19 protein-coding genes are annotated in these 22,129 nt (G+C 69.1%); 11 read left to right on the top strand and 8 right to left on the bottom strand.

Translation table 11 applies throughout. From position 1 onward, the window contains the following. The first annotated feature begins 300 nt into the window (after window positions 1-300). The 4 genes from ACFXJ5_RS01285 (at window position 301) to ACFXJ5_RS01270 (ending at window position 4,994) form a co-directional block, all read left to right on the top strand. A complete protein-coding gene (locus tag ACFXJ5_RS01285) occupies window positions 301-1,725 on the top strand; it encodes an ABC transporter permease (RefSeq protein ID WP_384625185.1) in 1,425 nt (474 codons plus the stop codon). Between the two features lie 139 nt (window positions 1,726-1,864). Continuing rightward, the gene (locus tag ACFXJ5_RS01280) at window positions 1,865-2,569 is read left to right on the top strand and encodes an ABC transporter ATP-binding protein (protein ID WP_384625182.1); all 705 of its coding nucleotides are present in this window, start codon (window positions 1,865-1,867) and stop codon (window positions 2,567-2,569) included. A 220-nt stretch (window positions 2,570-2,789) separates the two neighbouring features. Further along, window positions 2,790-4,253, top strand: coding sequence for an ABC transporter permease (locus tag ACFXJ5_RS01275; RefSeq protein WP_384625180.1), 1,464 nt, complete (start codon window positions 2,790-2,792; stop codon window positions 4,251-4,253). A 51-nt stretch (window positions 4,254-4,304) separates the two neighbouring features. After that, a complete protein-coding gene (locus tag ACFXJ5_RS01270) occupies window positions 4,305-4,994 on the top strand; it encodes an ABC transporter ATP-binding protein (RefSeq protein WP_384625177.1) in 690 nt (229 codons plus the stop codon). A 90-nt stretch (window positions 4,995-5,084) separates the two neighbouring features. Here the strand turns inward: ACFXJ5_RS01270 and ACFXJ5_RS01265 are convergent, their stop codons facing one another. Further along, window positions 5,085-5,723, bottom strand: a complete 639-nt coding sequence (locus ACFXJ5_RS01265) for a hypothetical protein (RefSeq protein ID WP_384625176.1) — start codon at window positions 5,721-5,723, stop codon at window positions 5,085-5,087. Between the two features lie 188 nt (window positions 5,724-5,911). Here ACFXJ5_RS01265 and ACFXJ5_RS01260 point away from each other — a divergent pair, with 188 nt between their 5' ends. The 3 genes from ACFXJ5_RS01260 to ACFXJ5_RS01250 are packed head-to-tail and all read left to right on the top strand — an operon-like array spanning window position 5,912 to window position 7,671. After that, a complete protein-coding gene (locus ACFXJ5_RS01260) occupies window positions 5,912-6,253 on the top strand; it encodes a WXG100 family type VII secretion target (RefSeq protein ID WP_384625174.1) in 342 nt (113 codons plus the stop codon). Between the two features lie 39 nt (window positions 6,254-6,292). After that, window positions 6,293-7,255 carry a WXG100-like domain-containing protein gene (locus ACFXJ5_RS01255; RefSeq protein ID WP_384625172.1) on the top strand — a complete coding sequence of 321 codons (963 nt, stop codon included), beginning with the start codon at window positions 6,293-6,295 and terminating at the stop codon, window positions 7,253-7,255. A 29-nt stretch (window positions 7,256-7,284) separates the two neighbouring features. Further along, window positions 7,285-7,671: a hypothetical protein gene (locus ACFXJ5_RS01250; RefSeq protein ID WP_384625169.1), complete on the top strand. Its 387-nt coding sequence runs from the start codon at window positions 7,285-7,287 to the stop codon at window positions 7,669-7,671. Here the strand turns inward: ACFXJ5_RS01250 and ACFXJ5_RS01245 are convergent. Next, the gene (locus ACFXJ5_RS01245; protein WP_384625167.1) at window positions 7,665-8,672 is read right to left on the bottom strand and encodes a LacI family DNA-binding transcriptional regulator; all 1,008 of its coding nucleotides are present in this window, start codon (window positions 8,670-8,672) and stop codon (window positions 7,665-7,667) included. The genes ACFXJ5_RS01250 and ACFXJ5_RS01245 overlap by 7 nt on opposite strands. 387 nt (window positions 8,673-9,059) lie before the next feature. On the opposite strand from ACFXJ5_RS01245, the gene ACFXJ5_RS01240 reads away from it, so the two are divergent. After that, window positions 9,060-12,326: a S8 family serine peptidase gene (locus ACFXJ5_RS01240; protein ID WP_384625165.1), complete on the top strand. Its 3,267-nt coding sequence runs from the start codon at window positions 9,060-9,062 to the stop codon at window positions 12,324-12,326. Window positions 12,327-12,645: 319 nt separating this feature from the next. Beyond that, entirely contained in the window at window positions 12,646-15,921 is a 3,276-nt protein-coding gene (locus ACFXJ5_RS01235; protein ID WP_384625162.1) for a S8 family serine peptidase, read from the top strand. Window positions 15,922-16,014: 93 nt separating this feature from the next. Here the strand turns inward: ACFXJ5_RS01235 and ACFXJ5_RS01230 are convergent, their stop codons facing one another. Then, complete coding sequence (locus tag ACFXJ5_RS01230) at window positions 16,015-16,752, bottom strand: N-acetylmuramoyl-L-alanine amidase (protein ID WP_384625158.1); 738 nt, start codon at window positions 16,750-16,752, stop codon at window positions 16,015-16,017. 136 nt (window positions 16,753-16,888) lie between these two features. Here ACFXJ5_RS01230 and ACFXJ5_RS01225 point away from each other — a divergent pair, with 136 nt between their 5' ends. Further along, window positions 16,889-17,179 carry a hypothetical protein gene (locus ACFXJ5_RS01225; protein ID WP_384625156.1) on the top strand — a complete coding sequence of 97 codons (291 nt, stop codon included), beginning with the start codon at window positions 16,889-16,891 and terminating at the stop codon, window positions 17,177-17,179. A gap of 35 nt (window positions 17,180-17,214) precedes the next feature. Here ACFXJ5_RS01225 and ACFXJ5_RS01220 read toward each other — a convergent pair whose 3' ends face one another. The 4 genes from ACFXJ5_RS01220 to msrA all read right to left on the bottom strand — a co-directional run bounded on the left by ACFXJ5_RS01220 (window position 17,215) and on the right by msrA (window position 20,289). Then, entirely contained in the window at window positions 17,215-18,117 is a 903-nt protein-coding gene (locus ACFXJ5_RS01220; protein WP_384625153.1) for an aminoglycoside phosphotransferase family protein, read from the bottom strand. Window positions 18,118-18,229: 112 nt separating this feature from the next. Next, on the bottom strand, window positions 18,230-19,036 hold the full coding sequence (locus ACFXJ5_RS01215) for a hypothetical protein (RefSeq protein WP_384625151.1): 807 nt from the start codon (window positions 19,034-19,036) through the stop codon (window positions 18,230-18,232). A 53-nt stretch (window positions 19,037-19,089) separates the two neighbouring features. Beyond that, entirely contained in the window at window positions 19,090-19,569 is a 480-nt protein-coding gene (locus tag ACFXJ5_RS01210) for a hypothetical protein (protein ID WP_384625148.1), read from the bottom strand. A 60-nt stretch (window positions 19,570-19,629) separates the two neighbouring features. Next, window positions 19,630-20,289 carry a peptide-methionine (S)-S-oxide reductase MsrA gene (gene msrA, locus ACFXJ5_RS01205; RefSeq protein ID WP_384625145.1) on the bottom strand — a complete coding sequence of 220 codons (660 nt, stop codon included), beginning with the start codon at window positions 20,287-20,289 and terminating at the stop codon, window positions 19,630-19,632. A gap of 163 nt (window positions 20,290-20,452) precedes the next feature. Here msrA and ACFXJ5_RS01200 point away from each other — a divergent pair, with 163 nt between their 5' ends. Then, entirely contained in the window at window positions 20,453-21,616 is a 1,164-nt protein-coding gene (locus ACFXJ5_RS01200) for a cystathionine gamma-synthase (RefSeq protein WP_384625143.1), read from the top strand. A gap of 19 nt (window positions 21,617-21,635) precedes the next feature. On the opposite strand, the gene ACFXJ5_RS01195 is transcribed toward ACFXJ5_RS01200, so the two are convergent. Then, entirely contained in the window at window positions 21,636-21,875 is a 240-nt protein-coding gene (locus ACFXJ5_RS01195; protein WP_384625141.1) for a hypothetical protein, read from the bottom strand. Window positions 21,876-22,129: the final 254 nt, after the last annotated feature.

Below are 22,129 nucleotides of genomic sequence, written 5' to 3'. Positions count from 1 at the left end.
GGTGGCCGGATAGTGGCCCGACGGGTAGGTCTGGGGCGGGAGTTGTGGAGGTGGCCCGTAACCGTCGGCGTTCCATGGTGATTGTTCTGACATGTCCGTTTCCCCCCACCTTGGAGCGGCCCCCGCGCCCCACTCTCATACCCGCATGAGTGCGCTTCTCATTCAGCGGCTGACCTTCTCATGCGCCCCACATCTGCGACTCAGTGTTCCGTAAACATCAGTCCATAGCTTTCTCGCGTGGCCCCGCACGGGCTGTCCTGCAACCCACAGTCCCCACGGGGCGATACGCGAGGATTTGGCATGTTTCTCATCTATCTCAGGCGTGAGCTGCGCCGCCGCAAGAAAGCGGCCCTGGTCATCTCCATGGGGCTCGCACTGGGAATCGCTCTGGTCATCACCGTGACCTCGGTGTCGGCGGGTATGACAACCGCCCAGGACAAGGTGCTGCAGTCGCTCTACGGTCTCGGTACGGACATGACCGTCACCAAGGCCCAGACGAGCACCACGGGCACCAACGGCGCTCCGAAGTTCAGCTTCGGCGCCAAGGACGACAGCAGCAAGTCGCAGAGCTCCGACAACGTGAGGGTGCAGGGCTTCCAGACCCTGAAGTCCTCCGTCGTCACCGACGTCTCCTCGCAGAAGGGCGTCGACCAGGCCGTCGGCGGTCTCAGCCTCTCCGTGACCAAGGTCGACGGCTCCTTCACGCAGGGCAAGGCCAAGTCCACGACCGGCAGCGGCCAGCGCGGCGCAACCGGCCAGCCGCAGGTGCAGGGCGGCGGCGCCGACTTCAGCGTCAACAGCTACACCGTCTACGGCACCGATGTCGCCAACCAGGACCTCGGCCCGATGACCACCTCGAAGATCACCAAGGGCACGACCTTCACGAGCTCGCAGTCCAACTCCAAGGTCGCGGTCGTCGACAGCGCGTACGCCAAGACCAAGAAGTACTCGGTCGGCGACAGCCTCACCATCAGCGGCACCAAGTTCAAGATCATCGGTATCGCCACCGCCGACAGCGGTGACTCCACCGCGAACGTCTACATCCCGCTGAAGCAGGCGCAGACCCTCTCGGACTCCAAGAACCTGGTCACGACGATCTACGTCAAGGCCACGGACTCCAAGCAGATCGACACCGTCAAGGCGACGATCCAGAAGAACGTCTCCGGCACCACGGTCACCACCTCCGCCGACCTGGCCTCCACGGTCTCCGGTTCCCTGTCGACCGCCTCCAACCTCGCGACCAGCGTGGGCAAGTGGCTGTCCATCGCGGTCCTGATCGCCGCCTTCCTGGTGGCCGCGCTGCTGACCTCCTCCGCCGTCAGCCGCCGGGTCCGTGAGTTCGGCACCCTGAAGGCGCTGGGCTGGAAGTCCGGCCGCGTCACCCGTCAGGTCATGGGCGAGGCCTTCGTCAACGGCCTCCTCGGCGGCGCCCTCGGTATCGCCCTCGGCCTGGCCGGCGCCTACACCGTGACCGCGATCAGCCCGACCCTCACCGCGTCCCTCGGCTCCACCTCCTCCTCCGGCGGAGGTCCCGGCGGCGGCGCCCGTCCGGGCCAGCAGGCGGCCTCCAAGGCGATCGACATCGCGCTCACCGCGCCGGTCAGCCTCAACACCATCGCCATCGCGGTCGCCCTCGCCGTCGCGGGTGGCCTGATCGCCGGCACCTTCGGCGGCTGGCGCGCCTCGCGCCTGCGCCCCGCCGACGCGCTGCGCCGCGTCGAGTAGCAGGCAACGCCTCGTACGACGACGTACGAGCCCTACGAGACCGGGCGCCGGGCCCCCTCCTTCCCCCCGGGGGGTCCGGCGCCCAACACACACCCTCCCTCGCAGACTTCACGACGATCGAAACCCCAGGAGTCACCCCATGTACAAGCTGAGCGGCGTGACCAAGCAGTACTCACGCGGCAAGGAGACGGTGCACGCCCTGCGCGGCATCGATCTCGTCATCGAGGACGGCGACCAGGTCGTCATCCAGGGCCCGACCGGCGGCGGCAAGTCCACCCTGCTGCAGATGCTGGGCGCACTGGACCGGCCGACCGCCGGCAGCATCGAGTTCGACGGCGTCGACCTCGCGAAGCTGAGCGAGACGAAGCTGACCCGGCTGCGGGCCGAGAAGATCGGCATCATCTTCCAGAGCTTCAACCTCATCCCGACCCTCACCGCCCAGGAGAACGTCGAGACGGCCCTGGCCCCGATGGGCACCAAGCCCGCCGAGCGCCGTCGCCTCGCCGCCGAGGCGCTGGAGTCCGTCGGCCTGGGCGAGCGGCTGCACCACCTCCCCGGCGAGCTGTCCGGCGGTCAGCAGCAGCGCGTCGCCATCTCCCGTGCACTGGTGAAGAAGCCCAAGGTGCTGCTCGCCGACGAGCCCACCGGCGCCCTCGACGAGGGCACCCGCGACGAGATCCTGGCGCTGCTCGACGGCCTGTGCAAGGAGTACGGACTGACCTTCATCATGGTCACCCACGACTCCCACATCGCCAAGAACGCCCCGCGCCTGGCCACCATCAAGGCCGGCCAGGTCACCATCACCGACCAGGCCCGTCAGGCGGCGGCGCCCGTGTCGTACTGAGCGGCTCGTACTGAGCGGCTCGTCCCGAGTGGTGAGCACCGGATGAGCGTGGTCTGAGGCGCGGATGAGTGTTTCTCATCCGCCTCTCACCCACGCCTCACACGTTCATCACAGCTGATTCCTACCGTCGCCGCAGCGGGAGGGAGGCTTCTCTGCCTCCCTCCCGCTTCCCATCCCTGAACAGATCCCCCGCAATGGGGCGGCATCGGCGAGGAATCGCATGTTCTTCACATATCTCCGGCGCGAGCTGCGCCGCCGCAAAAAAGCGGCGATCGTCATCTCGATGGGCCTCGCCCTCGGGATCGCGCTGGTCATCACGGTCAACTCGGTCTCCGCCGGCATGTCGCAGGCCCAGGGCAAGGTGCTGCAGTCGCTGTACGGACTCGGCACCGACATGACCGTCACCAAGGCGGCAGCGCCGGCGACGAGCACGTCGGGCCAGCCCCGGTTCAACTTCGGCGCCCGTGACGACAGTAAGAACCAGAGCAGCGACCGGGTCATGGTCCAGGGCTTCGAGACGCTGAAGTCGTCCGTCGTCACCAAGGTCGCCGACCAGACCGGCGTCAAGAAGGCCGTCGGCGGGCTGAGCCTGTCGGTCGTCAAGGTCAGCGGTACGTTCGACCGCGGCACCTTCAAGCAGAACCAGAGCGCCGGCGGCAAGCCCAGCGGCGGCGCCAGCGGCGCGCCCCAGGGCCAGGTGCAGGGCGGCGGCGCCGACTTCAGCATCAACTCCTTCAGCGTCTACGGCACCGATGTCGCCAACCTCGACCTCGGCCCGCTGACCTCGTCGAAGATCACCAGCGGCAAGGGCTTCACCAGCGCCGACACCAACGCCAAGGTCGTCGTCCTCGACAAGTCGTACGCCAAGACCAAGAAGCTGGCGGTCGGCGGCAGCGTCACCATCAGCGGCACCAAGTTCACGGTCATCGGTATCGCCACCGCTGACAGCGGCGACTCCGCCGCCAACGCGTACATCCCGCTCAAGCAGGCCCAGACGCTGGCCGACTCCAAGGACAAGGTCACGACGGTCTACGTCCAGGCCGCGGACTCCAAGAAGATCAGCGCGGTCAAGACCGCGATCCAGAAGAACATCTCCGGCACCACGGTCACCACCTCGGCCGACCTCGCCGACACCGTCTCCGGCTCCCTGTCGACCGCCTCCAACCTGGCGACCAGCGTGGGCAAGTGGCTGTCCATCGCCGTTCTGATCGCCGCCTTCCTGGTGGCCGCGCTGCTGACCTCCTCGGCCGTCAACCGCCGGGTCCGTGAGTTCGGCACGCTCAAGGCGCTGGGCTGGAAGTCCGGCCGCGTCACCCGCCAGGTCATGGGCGAGGCCTTCGTCAACGGCCTCCTCGGCGGCGCCCTCGGTATCGCCCTCGGCCTCGCCGCCGCGTACACCGTGACCGCGATCAGCCCGACCCTCACCGCGTCCCTCGGCTCCACCTCCGGCGGCGGTGCCGCCGGTGCCGGTGCCGCGGGTGGTGGCAGGTTCGGCGGCGCGGGCGGCCCCGGTCAGCAGGCGGCCTCCAAGGCCCTGAAGATCGCCCTCGAAGCCCCGGTCAGCGTCAACACCATCATCCTCGCGGTGGCCCTCGCCGTCGCGGGTGGCCTGATCGCCGGCACCTTCGGCGGCTGGCGCGCCTCGCGCCTGCGCCCCGCCGACGCGCTGCGCCGCGTCGAGTAGTCGCTCGGTTCGCACCCTCTTTCCTTCTTCAGGAGTTCAGGAGTCCACCCCATGTACAAGCTGAGCGGCGTGACCAAGCAGTACTCACGCGGCAAGGACACGGTGCACGCCCTGCGCGGCATCGATCTCGTCATCGAGGACGGCGACCAACTCGTCATCCAGGGCCCCACCGGCGGCGGCAAGTCCACCCTGCTGCAGATGCTCGGCGGCCTCGACCGGCCCACGGCCGGCAGCGTCGAGCTCGACGGCGTCGACATCGCCCGCCTGAGCGAGACCAAGCTCACCAAGGTCCGCGCCGAGAACATCGGCATCATCTTCCAGAGCTTCAACCTCATCCCGACCCTCACCGCCCAGGAGAACGTCGAGACCGCTCTCGTCCCCCTCGGCCTCAAGGTCTCCGAGCGCCGCTCCCGCGCCGCCGAAGCCCTGGAATCCGTAGCCCTGGCCGAGCGCCTCCACCACCTGCCCGGCGAGCTCTCCGGCGGTCAGCAGCAGCGCGTCGCCATCGCCCGCGCCTTGGTGAAGAGGCCCAAGGTCCTCCTCGCCGACGAGCCCACCGGCGCCCTCGACGAAGGCACCCGCGACGACATCCTCGCCCTGCTCGACGGCCTCTGGAAGGAGTACGGGCTGACCTTCATCATGGTCACCCACGACTCCCACATCGCCAAGCGCGCCCCCCGCATCGCGACCATCAAGAAGGGCCAGATCACCGTCTCCGACCGCACCGCGGCCAAGAAGTAGCCCCCGGGCGACCCGGCCCGGCCCACTGGTCGTACGACTCCGGAAGCCTCGTCACGGCGGTGACGGGGCTTCCGGCCTGCCCGGGAGGACTCAGAAGAGCCAGATGACGCCGCCCACCACGACGCACAGCAGCGCTCCGACCCCGCAGACCACGTACAGCGCGTTGAGGGACTTTCCGAGCCGGGTCCCCTTGATCCCCTCGTCGGCCTGGGAGTACGTCAGTCCTCCCCACCTGCCGAAGGTGCAACCGGTGACGAGACACAGCAGTCCGACGGGGAGGGCCAGCAGCACGAAGAACGCGCCCGCGATCTCGTAGACGGCGCGAGTCCAGCTCGGAAGCCCGTAGCTCCACCCTTGGGACAGAACGTCCGTTCCGGTCCGCTGCACCGAGACCTTGGTGCCCGCGGCGTAGTTCTGGTGCGTCTCGACGAGGGCGGCGGCGTCTTCGTCGCCGTCGCCGTCGCCCACGAACGTGCCGTGGCAGTCGTAGTTCTTGGTTGTGAACAGACGAGGCTTGCGGTGATAACTCGTTCGGTACTCGCAGTGCCCGACTGTCAGTGTTCCGTGAGTGCCGGCGAAGCCTGCCGAGTACGCAGCCTCGTGCACGAGCCAGCCGGGAACGAGCAGCCCTGCCAGCACGAGAAGGAGTCCGGCTCCACGCCCGTAGGCGAGGACCTTCCACCCCGGCGCGCTGTCCGGCTGACTCCTCGCCACGTCCGTGTCTGCCATTCCGTTGCTTCCCCATCCCATGAGAGCGACAGCGAGCGACGTTACCCGACCGTCTCAGCCCGGCCCGGGCGGGTACCCGAAGGTGCTGGAGAGAGCGTGCGGAGAACCCGGGGAGACGGACCGTCCGGCTTTGGGGCCCCCTACGGCTGCTATAAGCTACGGCCCCTGACTTTACGTAGGGGGACGGTATGACAGGCCAACAGTTCCAGGCCGACCCGCAATCGCTCAGGTCCGCCGGGGCGGCATTCCACGGCGTAGGTACTGACTTCAGCGCCGCTGCCGGGCGACTCAAGAGCACTCTCGACGGCCTCGGCAAGCCGTGGGGCGAGGACTCGACCGGGGAGATCGTGTCGATGGTCTACGACCCGATCAAGGGCGGCATGGACGATTCGATGCCCCACCTCGCCAAGGTGCTGACGAACATGGGTCTGTCTCTCGGCACCATGGCCGACAACTACCAGCAGAGCGACGACGCGACCGGTGGCTCCCTGGGCACGCTCAGCGCCCGGCGTCCCGACCTCTCGTACTGATCCCGCTCATCCGAAGTCGTTCACGGGGAATCTGACGCCATGTCTCTTATGCTGCCCGGCGAAGTCGCCTGGGTCCTGGATCTGCTGGGCTACGAGTGGCCCGAGGCCGACGAGGACAAGATCGTCGAAGCCGCCAATGCCTGGCGGACCTTCGCCAACGAGGTCGCCCAACTTGAGGCTCGTGGCGTGACGGCCGCAGGGCAGGTCACATCGGCCAACGCCGGTGACGCTGTCGACAGCTTCACCGAGGTCTGGAAGAAATTCAGCGACGGAGGGGACGGCTACCTGTCGGACGCCCGGGAGACCGCTGAGTTCATCGCCATCGCCCTGGACGCCGTTGCCGTCGAAGTCGTCATCGTCAAGGCGATGGTCATCGCCCAGCTCATCGCGCTGGCCTTCGAGATCGCCGCTGCCCAGGCCGCTGCCCCCTTCACCTTCGGGCTCTCGGAGGGGGGCGTGCTGGCCGCCACGCAGGCAGCACGGCTGGCCGTTCGGGAGCTCTTCCTCCGGCTGAGGCGGGTTATCGCCGAGAAGATCGCCCAGATCGCCGAACGGGGCGCCGTGCAGGTGATCAAGGAGTTCATGCGGACCGAGGGGAAGGACCTGGCCAAGCGCGGCATGAAGCTGGCGACCGAACACGTCATCAAGCCGATGCTCCAGGACGCGGAGAAGAAGGCGGCGATCGCCGTTGGCCAGGACGCGGTCAAGCAGGGCATTGACATGCACTACGGGGCCCAGGACGGCTACAGCGTGAGCGAAACGGTCAAAAGCGGCTACGGGGCGGGTGTCGAGGACTTCAAGAAATCCGACGCGTACGTGGAGAAGGCCACCGAAGCGGCCACGGAAAAGGGCAAGGAATACCTCGCCCCCAAGGTGCAGCCGCACATCAACCGCCTGACCGGCCGCACCGACGAAGCGACGGGCGAGGGCGACGGCGACAGCACCAACGACGGCGAAAGCACCAGCCGCACCCAGCGCGCCGTCCGCGCGGTCTTCGGCTGACCCGGAAGAGACCGGAAGGAACAGCCGACATGGCACAGGAAAACGAGCTCCACGACGCGGCCCTCGATCCCGAGCAGGCCGCCCACCTCAACCGCACCCTCCGCAAGGTCGTCGGCAACAGCGCTGTCGGCCCCGACCTCCAGGACGTGGCGCGCAGGCTGCTGTCCGGTCGCATGGAACTGCGGGACGTCCTCGACAGCCCCGCCGGGGCACGGGCCCTGGGCGCCGGACTCGAACCGGTGCGGTCGAAGTGGGAGAAACTGACAGCGGCCGAACGCCAGGCCGTGCGCGACGCCGAGCCCGAGCAGTCCGACGCACCGGGTAAGGACGACGACCCCAAACCGCGCGGCCGACGCCCCCGTGGCGAGGCGGCGCCGTCCGCCCGCCATACGTCGGGCGGCTGGTCGGCCTACTGAGGGGCGGGTCCGGAACTCGCCCGGACCGTCAACTGCGGCTCGAGGAGGCGGACTTCCTCCTTGAGCCGCCCTTCGAGCTTGGCGATGACGAGCTCGACCGCGCGGCGCCCCATCTGCTGGGCCGGGATGGCGACGGAGGTGAGCTGGGGCGCCGACTGGGTGGCGACGGGTTCGGGGCAGATGGCGACGACCGATACGTCCTCGGGCACGGCGCGGCCCTGTTGCCGGAGGAGGGCCAGCAGGGGCCCGATGGCGGCCTCGTTCTGGACGACGAGGGCGGTGGTGTCGGGGCGTTCCTCGAAGATGCGGGAGACGGTGCCGGCCGTGGACTCGTACGTGCCCTCGCAGGGGCGGTGGATGAGGCGAAGCCCGCGCGCGGCGGCGCGGGTGCGCAGGCCCTGGAGGGTGCGTTCGGCGAAGCCGGTGTGGCGCTGGTAGACGGCGGGGGCTTCGCCGAGGACGGCGATGTCGCGGTGGCCGAGGTTGGCGAGGTGGTCGGAGCAGAGGGCTCCGGTGGCCTCGAAGTCGAGGTCGACGCAGGTGAGTCCGGCGGTCTCGGCGGGGAGGCCGATGAGCACCGAGGGCCGTTCGGAGGCCTGGAGGAGCGGGATGCGCTCGTCCTCCAGCTCGACGTCCATGACGATCATCGCGTCGGCGAGTCCGCTGGCGGCCACCCGGCGGACGGCCTGCGGCCCTTCCTCGCCGGTGAGCAGCAGGACGTCGTATCCGTACCCCCGGGCCGTGGTCGCGACGGCGATGGCGATCTCCATCATCACGGGTACGTACATGTCTGTACGCAGGGGCACCATGAGCGCGATGATGTTCGAACGGCTGCTGGCCAGCGCGCGGGCTCCCGCGTGCGGGTGGTAACCCAGCTCCTGGATACTCTGCTCGACCCGTCGTCGCGTGGTGTCGGAGATCGACCGCTTGCCGCTGAGGACATACGACACGGTGCTTGCGGAGACTCCGGCGTGCCGGGCGACCTCGGCGAGCGTGACCATCCAGATTCTCCGTCCAGCCATCACAGCAGCAGGGCATCAGGTGAAGCGCTTCGATACCAGACCGTAGACCGGTCCGGAGCAGGTGTCCAGAGGAATAATCGAAGCGCTTCAACGCCACGTCAACGCCTGCGCAGCATGCCCTTTCTTGACGTGTTGTTCACGGAGTGGCTATTGAGAATCACAAAAGATGACTACATACTGCGTATGTAATCGGGGGTTTTGTGGGGGGATCGCTCGTGGGGGAACACGACGTGTGCATGTCTCAGCACGGGACCCTCGTGTCTTCAGACGACGACACCAGGGGAAAAGTTGTACGCAGGCTGGAGAAAAGCGCGCGCGATTGCGCTCGCGGCGGGGGTAGCGGCGGCACTGACCGCCGGGGCGGCGATGACGCCGGCCGGAGCGGCGCCGGCGCAGACGGCGGCCGGGCTCAAGGCGGCGGCGAAGCAGTCCAAGGCCACATGGATCACCCTGATCACCGGTGACCGGGTCGCGGTGAGCGGCACGGGCAAGGTGCTGGGCGTCCAGCGCGCCGAGGGCCGCCAGGACGTACCGATATCCGTGCGGAAGCTCAACGGGCATACGTACGTGATCCCGGAGGACGCGGCCAAGCTGATATCCACCGGCAAGGTGGACAAGCGGCTGTTCGACGTCACCACGCTGAGTCGCGCGGAGTACCGCAAGGCGCAGGCGAAGAACCTCGGCTACATCGTCACGTACAAGGGCAGCAAGCCTGCCGCCAAGGCCGAGCTGCACGCGGCCGACGGCACCGACGTGACGCACACCTACGGCAAGCTCAACGGTGAGGCCGTCACCACTCCCAAGCAGGACACCGGCGCCGTGTGGTCCGCGCTGACCAACGAGCCCAAGGGCAGCAGCCCCTTCGCCACCGCCGAGTCGGGCCTGAAGACGGTCTGGCTGGACGCGGTGCAGAAGGCCGCGGCCACCGACGTCAGCACCAACATGCAGCAGATCAACGCGCCCACCGCGTGGAGCGCCGGTTACGACGGCACCGGCGTGAAGATCGCCATCCTCGACACCGGTATCCGCAAGACCCACGCGGACCTGGCCGGCCAGGTCGTGGACGAGAAGAACTTCTCGGCCGCGAACAACGTCGACGACCACTTCGGCCACGGCACCCACGTCGCCTCCATCGCGGCCGGTACCGGCGTGAAGTCCAGCGGCAAGTACAAGGGTGTCGCGTACGGCGCGAAGCTCCTCAACGGCAAGGTCCTGGACGACACCGGCTACGGCGAGGACTCCGGGATCCTGGCGGGCCTCGAGTGGGCCGCCCAGTCCGGCGCCAAGATCGCCAACCTGAGCCTCGGCGGCACCGACACCCCCGGCACGGATGTGCTGGAGGAGGCCGTCAACACGCTCTCCGCGCAGTACGGCACGCTCTTCGTGATCGCCGCCGGAAACGAGGGCGAGCTCGGCGAGTCCACCGTCGATTCCCCCGGCAGCGCGGACGCCGCGCTCACCGTGGGCGCGGTCGACTCCAGCGACGCCCTCGCCAGCTTCTCCTCGCGCGGCCCGCGCGTCGGTGACGGCGCGATCAAGCCGGACGTCACGGCCCCCGGTGTGGACATCACCGCCGCCGCGGCCTCGGGCAGCGTCATCGACAAGGAGGTCGGCGAGAACCCGGCCGGCTACCTGACCATCTCCGGTACGTCGATGGCCACCCCGCATGTCGCGGGCGCCGCCGCCCTGCTGGCCCAGGAGCACCCGTCCTGGACCGGGCAGCAGATCAAGGCCGCCCTCACCGCGTCCACCGTGCCGGGCAGCAGCTACACCCCGTTCGAGCAGGGCACCGGCCGGATCGACCTCTCCAAGGCGATCAGCCAGACCGTCACCGCCGACCCGTCGTCGGTGAACTTCGGCACCGCCCTGTGGCCGCACGCCGACGACCAGAAGCTGACCAAGACGGTCACCTACACCAACTCCGGTTCCGCGGACGTCACTCTCGACCTCACGGTCTCCGGTCTGGACCCCAAGGGCGGTGCGGCCCCCGACGGCTTCTTCACCCTCGGCGCCAACCAGGTCACCGTCCCGGCCGGCGGCACCGCCACGGTCGACGTCTCGGCCGACACCACCCTCGGTGGCGACGTCAACGGCGCCTACAGCGCGTATGTCGTCGGCACCGCAGCCGACGGCCAGACGGTCCGTACCGCGGCCGCCGTGACCCGCGAGGCCGAGTCGTACACGCTGACCCTCAAGCACCTCGACCACAGCGGCAACGCGGCGTCGAGCTACCTGACCACGGTGTCCGGCCTCGACGACGCCAACGCCGATGTGTACGAGACCGCGTACGAGGCCGACGGCACCGTCGACGTGCGGCTGCCGAAGGGCAACTACGCCCTGGACAGCGTCATCGACCAGCTCAGCGGCAGCAGCGTGACCGGCGAGGACTTCATCGTCCACCCGAAGGTCTCGCTCACCCAGGACACCACGCTGACCTTCGACGCCACCAGGACCAAGGCCGTCAAGATCTCCGTGCCGGACAGCAGCGCCAAGCAGGTCGGCGGCACTCTCAGCTACGAGTTCTTCACCGAGAACAGCGGCACGTACAACGCCTGGCTGCTGACGAGCTTCAAGAACGTCCGCACCCTGCACGACGGTGCCGCCCAGAGCGCCGACGACTTCAGTGCCAGCGTGACCAGCACCTGGAAGGACGGCAGCAAGGAGTACAACACCTCCGCGAGCCGCACCAAGTCCTTCTACACGGGCTACAGCCACGCCGCGAAGGCCTCGGAGTTCGCGAAGATCACCACCAGGGCCGGCTCCGTCAAGGCGAACACCCACGGCACGATCATCACGTTCGACGACAACGGCGACGGCGGCCCGGCGACCGTCACGGTGCGCAAGCTGCCCTACACCGCCACGATCTACGTCACGGCCAAGACCGCGAAGTGGGGCCAGCTCTTCGCCCAGGCGAAGCCCGACCTCACGCTGCAGTCGCTGTACTCGGTCGACAACAAGACGTACACGGCCGGCAAGAGCTACAGCCGCACCTTCAACGTCGGTCCCTTCGGCCCGGTCGTGAACACGGACAACGGCATCTACCGCTCGGGTGACGTGCTCTTCGCCTACGTCGGCCTCTTCACCGACGGCGCGGGCCACCAGGGCCAGTCGCTGTACGACTCGGCGACAACCACGCTCTACCGCAACGGGACCAAGCTCCAGTCCTACAGCGGTTCGGTCGACGAAGTGGCCTTCGACGTGCCGAAGGCCGGCGCCGACTACAAGCTGACCACGACGGTCTCCCGCAGCAGCGTGGCCTCCGTCAGCAGCAAGATCGTGTCGACCTGGACCTTCACGTCCAAGCACGTCGCGGAGGGCGACTACGTCAAGCTCCCCGCCTCGACGGTGAAGTTCAGTCCCTCCCTCTCCACCACCAACACCTCCAAGGCCAAGGCCTCGGTCAAGGTGCCGGTCAAGGTGCAGGGCTCCGCGGCGGGCTCGAACCTCAAGTCGCTGAAGGTGTACGTCTCCTTCGACGGCGGCAAGAAGTGGACGAAGCTCACCGTCAAGAGCGGCAAGGTGACGGTGAAGAACCCCAAGGCCGGCAAGGGTGTCTCCCTCAAGGCCAATGTCACCGACAAGAAGGGCCGCACCCTCTCCGAGGTGCTCTACAACGCCTATCTCACCAAGTAACCGCTGGTAGGCGGTGACAGCGAGCGGCCCCGGACCTTCCACGGTCCGGGGCCGCTCGTCTGTTGCACAACTGGCCTGATTTGAACGCCTGTTCCTGAAGTGACTCTTGTGAATCTTAAAAAATGATTACATACTCGGTATGCAATCGGGGGTTCAGTGGGGGATCGCTCGTGGGGGAAACATCGCGTAGGCGCGCCTCAACACAGGCTCCCGTGTGTCCAGACGACGACACCAGGGGAATCAGTTGCACGCAGGATGGAGAAAGGCGCGCGCTGTCGCGCTCGCAGCGGGGGTCGCGGCCGCGCTGACCGCCGGAGCCGTGTCACCCGCGGGAGCGACGGTCGACCGGACGACCGCCAACGACCAGCTCACCGCGTCCGCCCTCAAGGGCAACGCCAAGACGTGGATCACCCTCATCACCGGTGACCGCATCGGCGTCAACGCCAAGGGCAAGCCGGTCGCGCTCAAGCGCGCCAAGGGCCGCGAGGGCATACCCGTCCAGGTCCAGACCCTGGACGGGCACACGTACGCCATACCGCTGGACGCCGCCCGGCTGATCCAGAAGGGCCGCGTCGACCGCAGGCTGTTCGACATCACGACCCTGAGCCGTGCCGAGTACCGCAAGGCGCAGGCCAAGGGCCTCGGCTACATCGTCACGTACAAGGGCAGCAAGCCTGCCGCCAAGGCCGAGCTGCACGCGGCCGACGGCACCCAGGTCACCCACGCCTACAAGCGGCTCGACGGCGAGGCGGTGACCACGCCCGCGAGCGACGCCGCCGAGGTCTGGAAGGCGCTGACCAACGAGCCGACGAACGGCACGCCGTACGCGACCGCCGAGTCGGGCCTGAAGACGGTCTGGCTGGACGCGCTGCAGAAGGCCGCCGCGGACGACGTCAGCACCAACATGAAGCAGATCAACGCGCCGACCGCGTGGGCCGCAGGCTACGACGGCACCGGCGTGAAGATCGCCATCCTCGACACCGGTATCGACAAGGCCCACGAGGACCTGGCCGGCCGGGTCGTGGACGAGAAGAACTTCTCGGCCGCGAACAACGTCGACGACCACTTCGGGCACGGCACCCACGTCGCGTCCATCGCGGCCGGCACCGGCGTCAAGTCCGCCGGCAAGTACAAGGGCGTCGCGTCGGGCGCACAGCTGCTCAACGGCAAGGTCCTGGACGACGACGGCTACGGCGACGACGCCGGCATCATCGCGGGCCTGGAGTGGGCCGCCGCGTCCGGTGCCAAGGTCGCCAACCTGAGCCTCGGCGGCACGGACACCCCGGGTGTCGACCCGATCGAGGAAGCGGTCAACACGCTCTCCGCCGACACCGGCACGCTCTTCGTCATCGCCGCCGGCAACTCGGGCAGCGCCGCCGGCACGGTCGGTTCCCCGGGCAGCGCGGACGCCGCGCTCACCGTCGGCGCCGTCGACTCCACCGACACCCTCGCCGACTTCTCCTCGCGCGGCCCGCGCGTGGGCGACGGCGCGATCAAGCCGGACGTCACGGCCCCCGGCGTCGACATCACCGCCGCCGCGGCCCCCGGCTCGGTCATCGACGACGAGGTCGGCGAGAACCCGCCCGGCTACCTGACGATCTCCGGTACGTCGATGGCCACCCCGCATGTCGCGGGCTCCGCCGCGCTGCTGGCCCAGGAGCACCCGAGCTGGACCGGGCAGCAGATCAAGGCCGCCCTCACCGGCTCCACGACCCTGGGGGCGTACAACCCGTTCGAGCAGGGCTCGGGCCGGATCGACCTCAGCAAGGCGATCAAGCAGACCGTGGTCGCCGACCCGGTCTCGCTGAGCTTCGGCACCGCCGCGTGGCCGCACCAGGACGACCCGAAGGTCACCAAGACCGTCACCTACAGCAACACCGGCTCCGAGGCCGTCACCCTCGACCTCACGGCCACCGCCACGGGTCCCAAGGGCGACGCGGCCCCTGACGGCTTCTTCACCCTGAGCACCAACCAGGTCACCGTCCCGGCCGGCGGCACCGCCACCGCCGACGTGACCGTCGACACCACCCTCGGTGGCGACGTCAACGGCGCCTACAGCGCGTACATCGTGGCCACGGCCGCCGACGGCCAGACCGTCCGCACCGCCGCCGCCGTGACCCGCGAGGTGGAGTCGTACAACGTCACGATCAAGCACCTCGACCGGGCCGGCAACGCGACCGCGAACTACGACGACACCATCCAGGGCCTCGTCGGCGACATCGCCGGCAACTACTACACCCCCTACGACCCGAGCGGCACCTCCACCATCCGGGTGCCCAAGGGCCGTTACCTGCTGAGCAGCGACGTCTTCGTCGGCGATGGCACCAGCTGGCAGGGCGCCGACTGGATCAACCAGCCGAACCTCACGGTCTCCGGCGACACCACCATCACCGTCGACGCCCGCACCGCCAAGCCGATCGACCTCACGGTCCCGGACAGCTCGGCCGTCTCCCAGTTCGCCTCGCCGGAGTTCTCGGTGCAGGTGGGCGACAACTTCGGCACCACCTTCGGCTGGTGGCTGGACTCGTACCAGGGCTTCCGCTCGGCGCACCTCGGCCCGGCCACCGGCGCCGGTGAGCTGCACGAGACGTACGCGGGCACCTGGACCCACGGCGCCACCGAGTACAACCTGGCGTACGGCCGCAGCAAGACCAAGCTCGCGACCGGCTTCACCAAGCACGCCAAGGCCGCCGACCTCGCCAAGATCAATGTCAAGCTCGGCGCCTCGGCGAAGAACAAGACCGGCCTGCTGTTCGCCGTGCCGGACACCGGCGGCTCCGGCAGCTCCAGCACCGCCTTCGAGCACAAGCTGCCGCGCAGCTACAAGCTCTACGTCAACGGCGGCAGCTCGGTGAAGTGGTCCTTCGAGTTCGTACAGCTCGACAGCGACAGCAACTTCGAGGCCGACTACTCCACCGGCAACGCCACCTTCAAGGGCGCCAAGACCTACGCCAGGACCTTCAACGTCGGCGTCTTCGGCCCGAAGGTCGACAGCACCTACGGTCTGTTCCGTGACGGCAACCAGATCTACGGTTACCTCCCGCTGCTCGCCGACGGCTCCGGCCAGGTCGGCAGCACCACGTACGACAAGGCCGCCACCACCCTCTACCGCAACGGCGTGAAGGTCGGCTCCAACACCGACCCGGTGACCGGTGAGCCCTTCACCGTCAAGGCCGCCAACGCGAAGTACAAGCTCACCACTTCGCTCACCCGCAGCGGGGTCGCGGGCGTCACCACCAAGGTGACCGCCGCCTGGACCTTCAGCTCCAAGAAGACCTCCGACCGGGTCAAGCTCCCGGCCTCGGCGGTGAAGTTCAGCCCCTCGCTGACCACCGCCAGCACCTCCAAGGCCAAGGCCTCGGTCAAGGTCCCGGTCACGGTCCTCGGCTCCGCCGCCGGCCGCAACCTCAAGTCCCTGAAGGTGTACGTCTCCTTCGACGGCGGCAAGCACTGGACGAAGCTCACCGTCAAGAGCGGCAAGGTGACGGTGAAGAACCCCAAGGCCGGCAAGGGTGTCTCCCTCAAGGCCAACGTCACCGACAAGAAGGGCAACACCCTCTCCCAGGTGATCTACAACGCCTACCTGACCAAGTAGCGCGCAAGCGGCCGGCCCCGGACCTGACACAGGTCCGGGGCCGGCCGTCGTTCCGCGAGGCCTGGTTCCACCGCCCGGCCCCCGGGCTCTGATTCAGCGCCGCGTCCGCTTGGCCGCTGCCTCGCGCACCGAGGACAGCCGTGCGTACATGGTGCCGCCCGGGCAGCCGGTACTCATCCAGTCGCGGTGCCCGGCGAGCGTCGTCACCTCGCGCGTCGCTTTGCTGACGGGGTTGGTGTACGTCGTCCTGGCCCTCGGGTCCAGTCCGTGGAACCGGCTCATCGCCGCCACCAGCCGCACGAGCGACGCCCCGGCCGCGTCGGTCGGCGGCCGGTCCGTCAGGGTCCCGAGCAGTGCGATCCCCAGGTTGCCCGCGTTGAAGCCCTCCACGTGGAAGCCGGTGACCACCCTGCCCTGGCGGTCGTGCGCCGGCAGACCGTCGTCGCCGGACCAGCGGCCCTCGTAGATGCGGCCGGACTCGTCGATCAGGAAGTGGTAGCCGATGTCGCCCCAGTCGTTGCTGACGGCGTGGTGCTCGTAGATCGCCCGCACGGTCGCCGCCGGGTCCGGATCGTCGTTCGCGGTGTCCGTGTGGTGCACCGTCAGCGCCTGCGCCGGGTAGTACACCGCCGGCGAGTTCTCGGCCCCGTCCGTCGTGAACCGCTTCTGCTCGTCCGCCCCCCACGCCGCCCGTGACACGTACTCCACGTCGTAGGCTGTCGCGGCCGCCGCCGCGGAGCTGAAAGCCGCCCCGGCCGCCACGGCTCCCACGGCGACCAGCACTCCCCGGCGGGTCAGCGGGGACGGAGTGCGGCGCGTGGGATTCGACATGAGCCCACCATAGGAAGATCATCCTTGGCAGGTCGGGCAAATCACCGCAATATCACCCATATGGGTTGCGCGCCTCACCCTCCGGCGGGACGCTGAACGTACACCTCCGCATTTCCCCTCGGAAGGGGTGAGCACCATGCGCATGCTCCTCAGCGCCCAGCTCGACACCGAGAACACCAACCAGCTGGCCACCGACGGGACCTTGACCAAGACCATCGAAGGCATCATCGAGCACCTCAAGCCCGAAGCGGCCTACTTCACACCCACCGAAGGCGTCCGCTCCTGCCTGCTCGTCTTCGACATGCAGGACTCCTCCCAGCTGCCGTCCATCGCCGAGCCCTTCTTCCAGGCCGGCGCCAAGGTCACCGTCCAGCCCGTCATGAACCTCGACGACCTCCGCACGGGCCTCTCCAACATCACGGGCTGACCGGGTTCACCGGGTTCACCGGGTTCCCGTTCGCGTCATCCGGCGTGCCCGTGGTCGCTGAGGACTTCACCGATCACGTGTCGCGCGATCCTCGCCATCACCGGATTGGTGATCCGGTAGTACGAAAGCTCCATGACCGCGATCGACAACGCCCAGCCGCGCCCCCGCGCCCAGGTCGCGTCATCGACCCCGAGCGCGGCGCGGAAGGCGTCCCTCGCCCCCGGGGTCAGCAGACTCCACCCGGCGATCAGGTCGACGGCCGGCTCCCCGACACCCACGCACCCGAAGTCGATCACCGCGCTGAGCCGGCCATCGCCGCTGAGCAGCACGTTCCCCGGTGAGAGGTCCGAGTGCACCCACACGGCCGGGCCCTGCCAGGCGGGCGCTCGCAGGGCCGCCTTCCACGCGCTGGTCGCCCGGTCGGTGTCGATGACCCCGTGCAGCTCCTCGATCGCGGCGCGCGTCGCGGCATCCCGCGTCACCAGGGGCTCATGGCGATACGCCGGCGGCCCGTCCGCGAGATCGACCCGCTGCAGCGCCGCGACGAACGCCGCGAGATCCTCCGCCAGCCCGCCCGGGTCCGCGATGCGACCGAGGGCCGGGTTCTCCCCGCCGAGCCACGGATAGACCGACCACGGCCACGGATACCCCTCCGCGGGCCGGCCCCGCCCCACCGGAACCGGAATGGCGACCGGAAGCAGCGGCGCGAGGCGCGGCAGCCACTCCTGTTCCCTGTCCACATCCCTGGCCCCGCCCTCGATGCGCGGCAGCCGCACAGCCATGTCCGCACCGAGCCGGTACACCGCGTTGACCGTCCCGGCGGAGTCCACCCACTCCACCGGAAGCCCCGCCCACTCCGGAAACTGCCCGGCGAGCAGCCGCCGCACCAGCGGCACGTCGGTGTCGATCTCGTCGGCATGCATCTTGCCGGCAGCCATGAACTCCCCTGAACCGGACCGGATCCCACCGCGACAGCGACAGGACGACGATGCAACCGGTCCGGTCCCTCGCCGGGCAACCCATTTTCCGACGGAACCCGCAGACCGGGACTCAGGCGGAAGGCCGCAGCCGCACGATCCGCTCCAGGTCTCCGGCGAGCAGATCGTCGTGGGCGATGGCGAAGTCGCCGTTGGGGAGCGACTGCCCGCCGAAGTACGCGCCCACGACCGTGTCCGGCAGAAAACGGCGCAGCCGGTGGCGCATGTTGCCCTCGTAGCCGACCGGTTGTCCCCAACCGTCCGGAGCCTCGTCCGTCCCGAAGACCACCCAGTGGTCCACGGGTACGTCGGCGTCCAGGTCGGGTGGCTCGCCGGTATGGCAGTCCAGCGCGGGGAGAGTCAACCGGTCGGGGGACAGGGGCGAATACCACATCAACAGCGGCTCGGCCCGTCCTGCTTCGGCGTTGTCGAAGCAGCACACCGCGATCGGGTGCCCCGGGTACTGGTCCGCGTAGAACTCCAGCAGGAGCGGATTGAGAGGCGGCCGTTTGCGCAACGGCACCTGGGCGAGGGCCGCTTGAAGCAACGTCGGGTCGGTGCTGAGCAGCACGGTGTAGATGCCGTGGTCGAACACCTCGGCCCCTTGGCCGCACACCCAGTCCATCCAGTCGACGCCGTCACCGACGGAGCGAGGCCGGACCGCGTCGACCATCCGGCTGAGGACCTCGGGATTGCGCCCGACCGGGATGAAGTTCTCCCGGGTCATGCGCTGCGCCGGCAGGTGGAGAAGCATCGCGTTGGGACCGTCCGCGAGGTTCACAGCCGTGTTCTGGTAGCCCAGCACGTGGATCAGGCCGTGCACGTCGTGGCGCTGGCGCCCGACATACAACGTGGTGCCGGAGAACTCGGCCTGATCCATCGAGACACACATGCACTCAAGCTACCCGCACGCCGCTGCGTGCCGTCCGATGGTCATTCAATCCCCAGAGGCCCGATGCCCAGATCCTCACGCATCAGGCCGCGCATCTCGGCCATGGCCGCGCGACGTTGTGCGACCAGCGGCCCGTCCTCAGCGGAGCCGACCGCCACCCCCTGCGCGTACGCGTCGCGCAGCCTGCGCAGGCTGCGAAACGCCTCGTTCCCGGCCGCCACGACCTGCGGCGGCCCCACGAGCCACAGACGCTCGCTCGCCGTATACATGCCGCTGCCGCGGAAGGCTTCCCGCACGGCCGCATCCCGCGCCGACTCGGACATGTGATCCCCCAAAGCGACGGCCCGTATCTCCTCACCTGCTGCTTTGAGCGCCGAGACATACTCCGTGTACACCTCGCGCCGCAACTCCTTCGCGTGCCGGCTCTCCTCGCGCCGCCACCGGCTACGGTCGGCGATCAGGGTGGCGGTGATGCCGATTACGGCACCGGTCAGTGTGGAGAGCAGCGGCATCCAGTCCATGCGCCGCAGCTTGCCCGAATCACTGCGCCCGCACAGCGGCTTTCGCTGCCCGGCGAAGCCTCAGCCGTCGCCGCGGGCGACGCCGATGGGGCAGGACTGGCCGGTGCCGCCGATGCCGCAGTAGCCGTTGGGGTTCTTGTCGAGGTACTGCTGGTGGTAGGGCTCGGCGTAGTAGAAGGGGCCGGCGGGGAGGATCTCGGTGGTGATGTCGCCGTAGCCGGCGCGGGTGAGGACGGGCTGGTAGGCGGCGCGGGAGGCGTCGGCGGCGGAGGCCTGGGCGGGGGAGTGGGTGTAGATGGCGGAGCGGTACTGGGTGCCGGTGTCGTTGCCCTGGCGGAAGCCCTGGGTGGGGTTGTGGGCTTCCCAGAAGACCTTGAGGAGCTGGTCGTAGGTGACGAGGGCGGGGTCGTAGACGACGCGGACGGCCTCGGTGTGGCCGGTGAGGCCGGAGCAGACCTCGTCGTACGTCGGGTTCGGGCTGTGGCCGCCCTGGTAGCCGACGAGGGTGGTCCAGACGCCGGGGGTCTGCCAGAAGATGCGCTCGGCGCCCCAGAAGCAGCCCAGGCCGAAGTCGGCGATCTCCAGGCCGACGGGGTACGGGCCGGCGAGGGGGTTGCCGAGGACGGTGTGGCGGGCGGCGAGGGGGAATTCGGGGGTGGCACGGCCCGGGAGGGCCTCCTCGGCGGAGGGGAGGCGCGACTTGTGGCGGTCGAAGAGCATGCGGTGGCTCCAATTCCGGAATTCCGGGGCGGCTCGAAAGGTCGTACTCCTGAAACGTACGAGAGGTGCCGCGGCATTCCGAGTGCTTCCGCAACGTGAACATACGTGACCGCTCCAGGCGCCGACCAGGCCATCACGCCGCGCGGCGACTACCCTCGGCGGCATGACCGACAGGCACCAGCAGCAGCACCAGAACTTCGAGACCCTGGCTATTCACGCGGGGCAGGCCGCGGACGCCCAGACCGGCGCCGTCGTGACGCCGATCTACCAGGTCTCCACGTACAAGCAGGACGGGGTCGGCGGGCTGCGCGGCGGCTACGAGTACAGCCGTTCCGCGAACCCGACCCGTACCGCGCTGGAGGAGAACCTCGCCGCGCTGGAGGGCGGCCGGCGGGGGCTCGCCTTCGCGTCCGGCCTCGCGGCCGAGGACTGCCTGCTGCGTACGATCCTGGTCCCCGGCGATCACGTGGTGATCCCGAACGACGCGTACGGCGGCACCTTCCGGCTCTTCGCCAAGGTCGCCGAGCGGTGGGGCGTGCAGTGGTCGGTGGCCGACACGTCCGACCCGGCGGCGGTACGGGAGCAGATCCGGCCGAACACGAAGGCGATCTGGGTCGAGACGCCGAGCAACCCGCTGCTCGGGATCACCGACATCACGGTGATCGCGGACATCGCCCGGCACGCGGGCGCCAAGCTCGTCGTCGACAACACCTTCGCCAGCCCCTACCTGCAGCAGCCGCTCGCACTGGGCGCGGACGTCGTCGTGCACTCCACCACCAAGTACATGGGCGGCCACTCCGACGTGGTCGGCGGCGCGCTCATCGCGGCGGACGCGGGCCTGGGCGAGGAGCTGGCCTACCACCAGAACGCCATGGGCGCGGTGGCCGGGCCCTTCGACGCCTGGCTGGTGATGCGCGGCATCAAGACGCTCGCCGTCCGCATGGACCGGCACAGCGAGAACGCCACCAGGGTCGCCGAGATGCTGCGGTCGCACCCCAAGGTGGCGCAGGTGCTCTACCCGGGGCTGCCCGAGCACGCCGGGCACGAGATCGCCGTCAAGCAGATGAAGGCCTTCGGCGGCATGGTCTCCTTCCGGGTCCAGGGCGGCGAGGAGGCGGCTGTCGAGGTCTGCAACCGCGCCCGGCTCTTCACGCTCGGCGAGTCGCTCGGCGGCGTCGAGTCCCTCATCGAGCACCCCGGCCGCATGACCCACGCCTCGGCGGCGGGTTCCGCACTGGAGGTCCCGTCCGACCTGGTCCGGCTCTCGGTCGGCATCGAGTCGGCGGACGACCTGCTGGCCGACCTGCGGCAGGCGCTCGGGGCGTAGCCGCTGGCAGCCCCCCGGCTCACCCGCCCCCGACCGTCGGCGTCGTGTCCAGCGGGGCCGGCGTCGGCCACCACAGGGCGAGCAGGACGATCGCGGTGACCACGGCGGCGAGGAGCAGCACCCACAGGACGATGTGCGCCCTGCGGCGGCGGCGGAGGACACGCCGCCCCCGGTCGACGGCGCGGGCGGGGAGGTCCGCGGCGACGACCGGGTGCGGCGTGTCGAGCAGGCGGCGGACCTGCTCCTCCTTGCGGTCCATGGGGCCATGGGACGGCACGGTGGACCGTGGGTCAAGGGTCCCGGGGGTAGCCGTGTACGGCGGACGGAGTCCGGCGCAGTCGGGCGAAGCCCGGGAGGCCCCTGGGGCCGAGCGGTGCGAGGTCGGCGTTGGGGATCGGGTCGGCACGGTGGACCGTGGGTCAAGGGTCCCGGGGGTAGCCGTGTACGGCGGACGGAGTCCGGCGCAGTCGGGCGAAGCCCGGGAGGCCCCTGGGGCCGAGCGGTGCGAGGTCG

It is taken from the genome of Streptomyces sp. NPDC059373, from assembly GCF_042751495.1.
Taxonomy (GTDB): domain Bacteria; phylum Actinomycetota; class Actinomycetes; order Streptomycetales; family Streptomycetaceae; genus Actinacidiphila.
Note: the sequence above shows the minus strand (reverse complement) of the source record. Positions and strands in the feature narration are given on the sequence as shown.

What these genes read in the sequence shown, in the direction of transcription:
- ACFXJ5_RS01285 (WP_384625185.1), top strand. Translation starts at nt 301, where the DNA reads ATGTTTCTCATCTATCTCAGGCGTGAGCTGCGCCGCCGCAAGAAAGCG.
- ACFXJ5_RS01280 (WP_384625182.1), top strand. Translation starts at nt 1,865, where the DNA reads ATGTACAAGCTGAGCGGCGTGACCAAGCAGTACTCACGCGGCAAGGAG.
- ACFXJ5_RS01275 (WP_384625180.1), top strand. Translation starts at nt 2,790, where the DNA reads ATGTTCTTCACATATCTCCGGCGCGAGCTGCGCCGCCGCAAAAAAGCG.
- ACFXJ5_RS01270 (WP_384625177.1), top strand. Translation starts at nt 4,305, where the DNA reads ATGTACAAGCTGAGCGGCGTGACCAAGCAGTACTCACGCGGCAAGGAC.
- ACFXJ5_RS01265 (WP_384625176.1), bottom strand. Translation starts at nt 5,723, where the DNA reads ATGGCAGACACGGACGTGGCGAGGAGTCAGCCGGACAGCGCGCCGGGG.
- ACFXJ5_RS01260 (WP_384625174.1), top strand. Translation starts at nt 5,912, where the DNA reads ATGACAGGCCAACAGTTCCAGGCCGACCCGCAATCGCTCAGGTCCGCC.
- ACFXJ5_RS01255 (WP_384625172.1), top strand. Translation starts at nt 6,293, where the DNA reads ATGTCTCTTATGCTGCCCGGCGAAGTCGCCTGGGTCCTGGATCTGCTG.
- ACFXJ5_RS01250 (WP_384625169.1), top strand. Translation starts at nt 7,285, where the DNA reads ATGGCACAGGAAAACGAGCTCCACGACGCGGCCCTCGATCCCGAGCAG.
- ACFXJ5_RS01245 (WP_384625167.1), bottom strand. Translation starts at nt 8,672, where the DNA reads ATGGTCACGCTCGCCGAGGTCGCCCGGCACGCCGGAGTCTCCGCAAGC.
- ACFXJ5_RS01240 (WP_384625165.1), top strand. Translation starts at nt 9,060, where the DNA reads ATGACGCCGGCCGGAGCGGCGCCGGCGCAGACGGCGGCCGGGCTCAAG.
- ACFXJ5_RS01230 (WP_384625158.1), bottom strand. Translation starts at nt 16,752, where the DNA reads ATGTCGAATCCCACGCGCCGCACTCCGTCCCCGCTGACCCGCCGGGGA.
- ACFXJ5_RS01225 (WP_384625156.1), top strand. Translation starts at nt 16,889, where the DNA reads ATGCGCATGCTCCTCAGCGCCCAGCTCGACACCGAGAACACCAACCAG.
- ACFXJ5_RS01220 (WP_384625153.1), bottom strand. Translation starts at nt 18,117, where the DNA reads ATGGCTGCCGGCAAGATGCATGCCGACGAGATCGACACCGACGTGCCG.
- ACFXJ5_RS01215 (WP_384625151.1), bottom strand. Translation starts at nt 19,036, where the DNA reads ATGGATCAGGCCGAGTTCTCCGGCACCACGTTGTATGTCGGGCGCCAG.
- ACFXJ5_RS01210 (WP_384625148.1), bottom strand. Translation starts at nt 19,569, where the DNA reads ATGGACTGGATGCCGCTGCTCTCCACACTGACCGGTGCCGTAATCGGC.
- msrA (WP_384625145.1), bottom strand. Translation starts at nt 20,289, where the DNA reads ATGCTCTTCGACCGCCACAAGTCGCGCCTCCCCTCCGCCGAGGAGGCC.
- ACFXJ5_RS01200 (WP_384625143.1), top strand. Translation starts at nt 20,453, where the DNA reads ATGACCGACAGGCACCAGCAGCAGCACCAGAACTTCGAGACCCTGGCT.
- ACFXJ5_RS01195 (WP_384625141.1), bottom strand. Translation starts at nt 21,875, where the DNA reads ATGGACCGCAAGGAGGAGCAGGTCCGCCGCCTGCTCGACACGCCGCAC.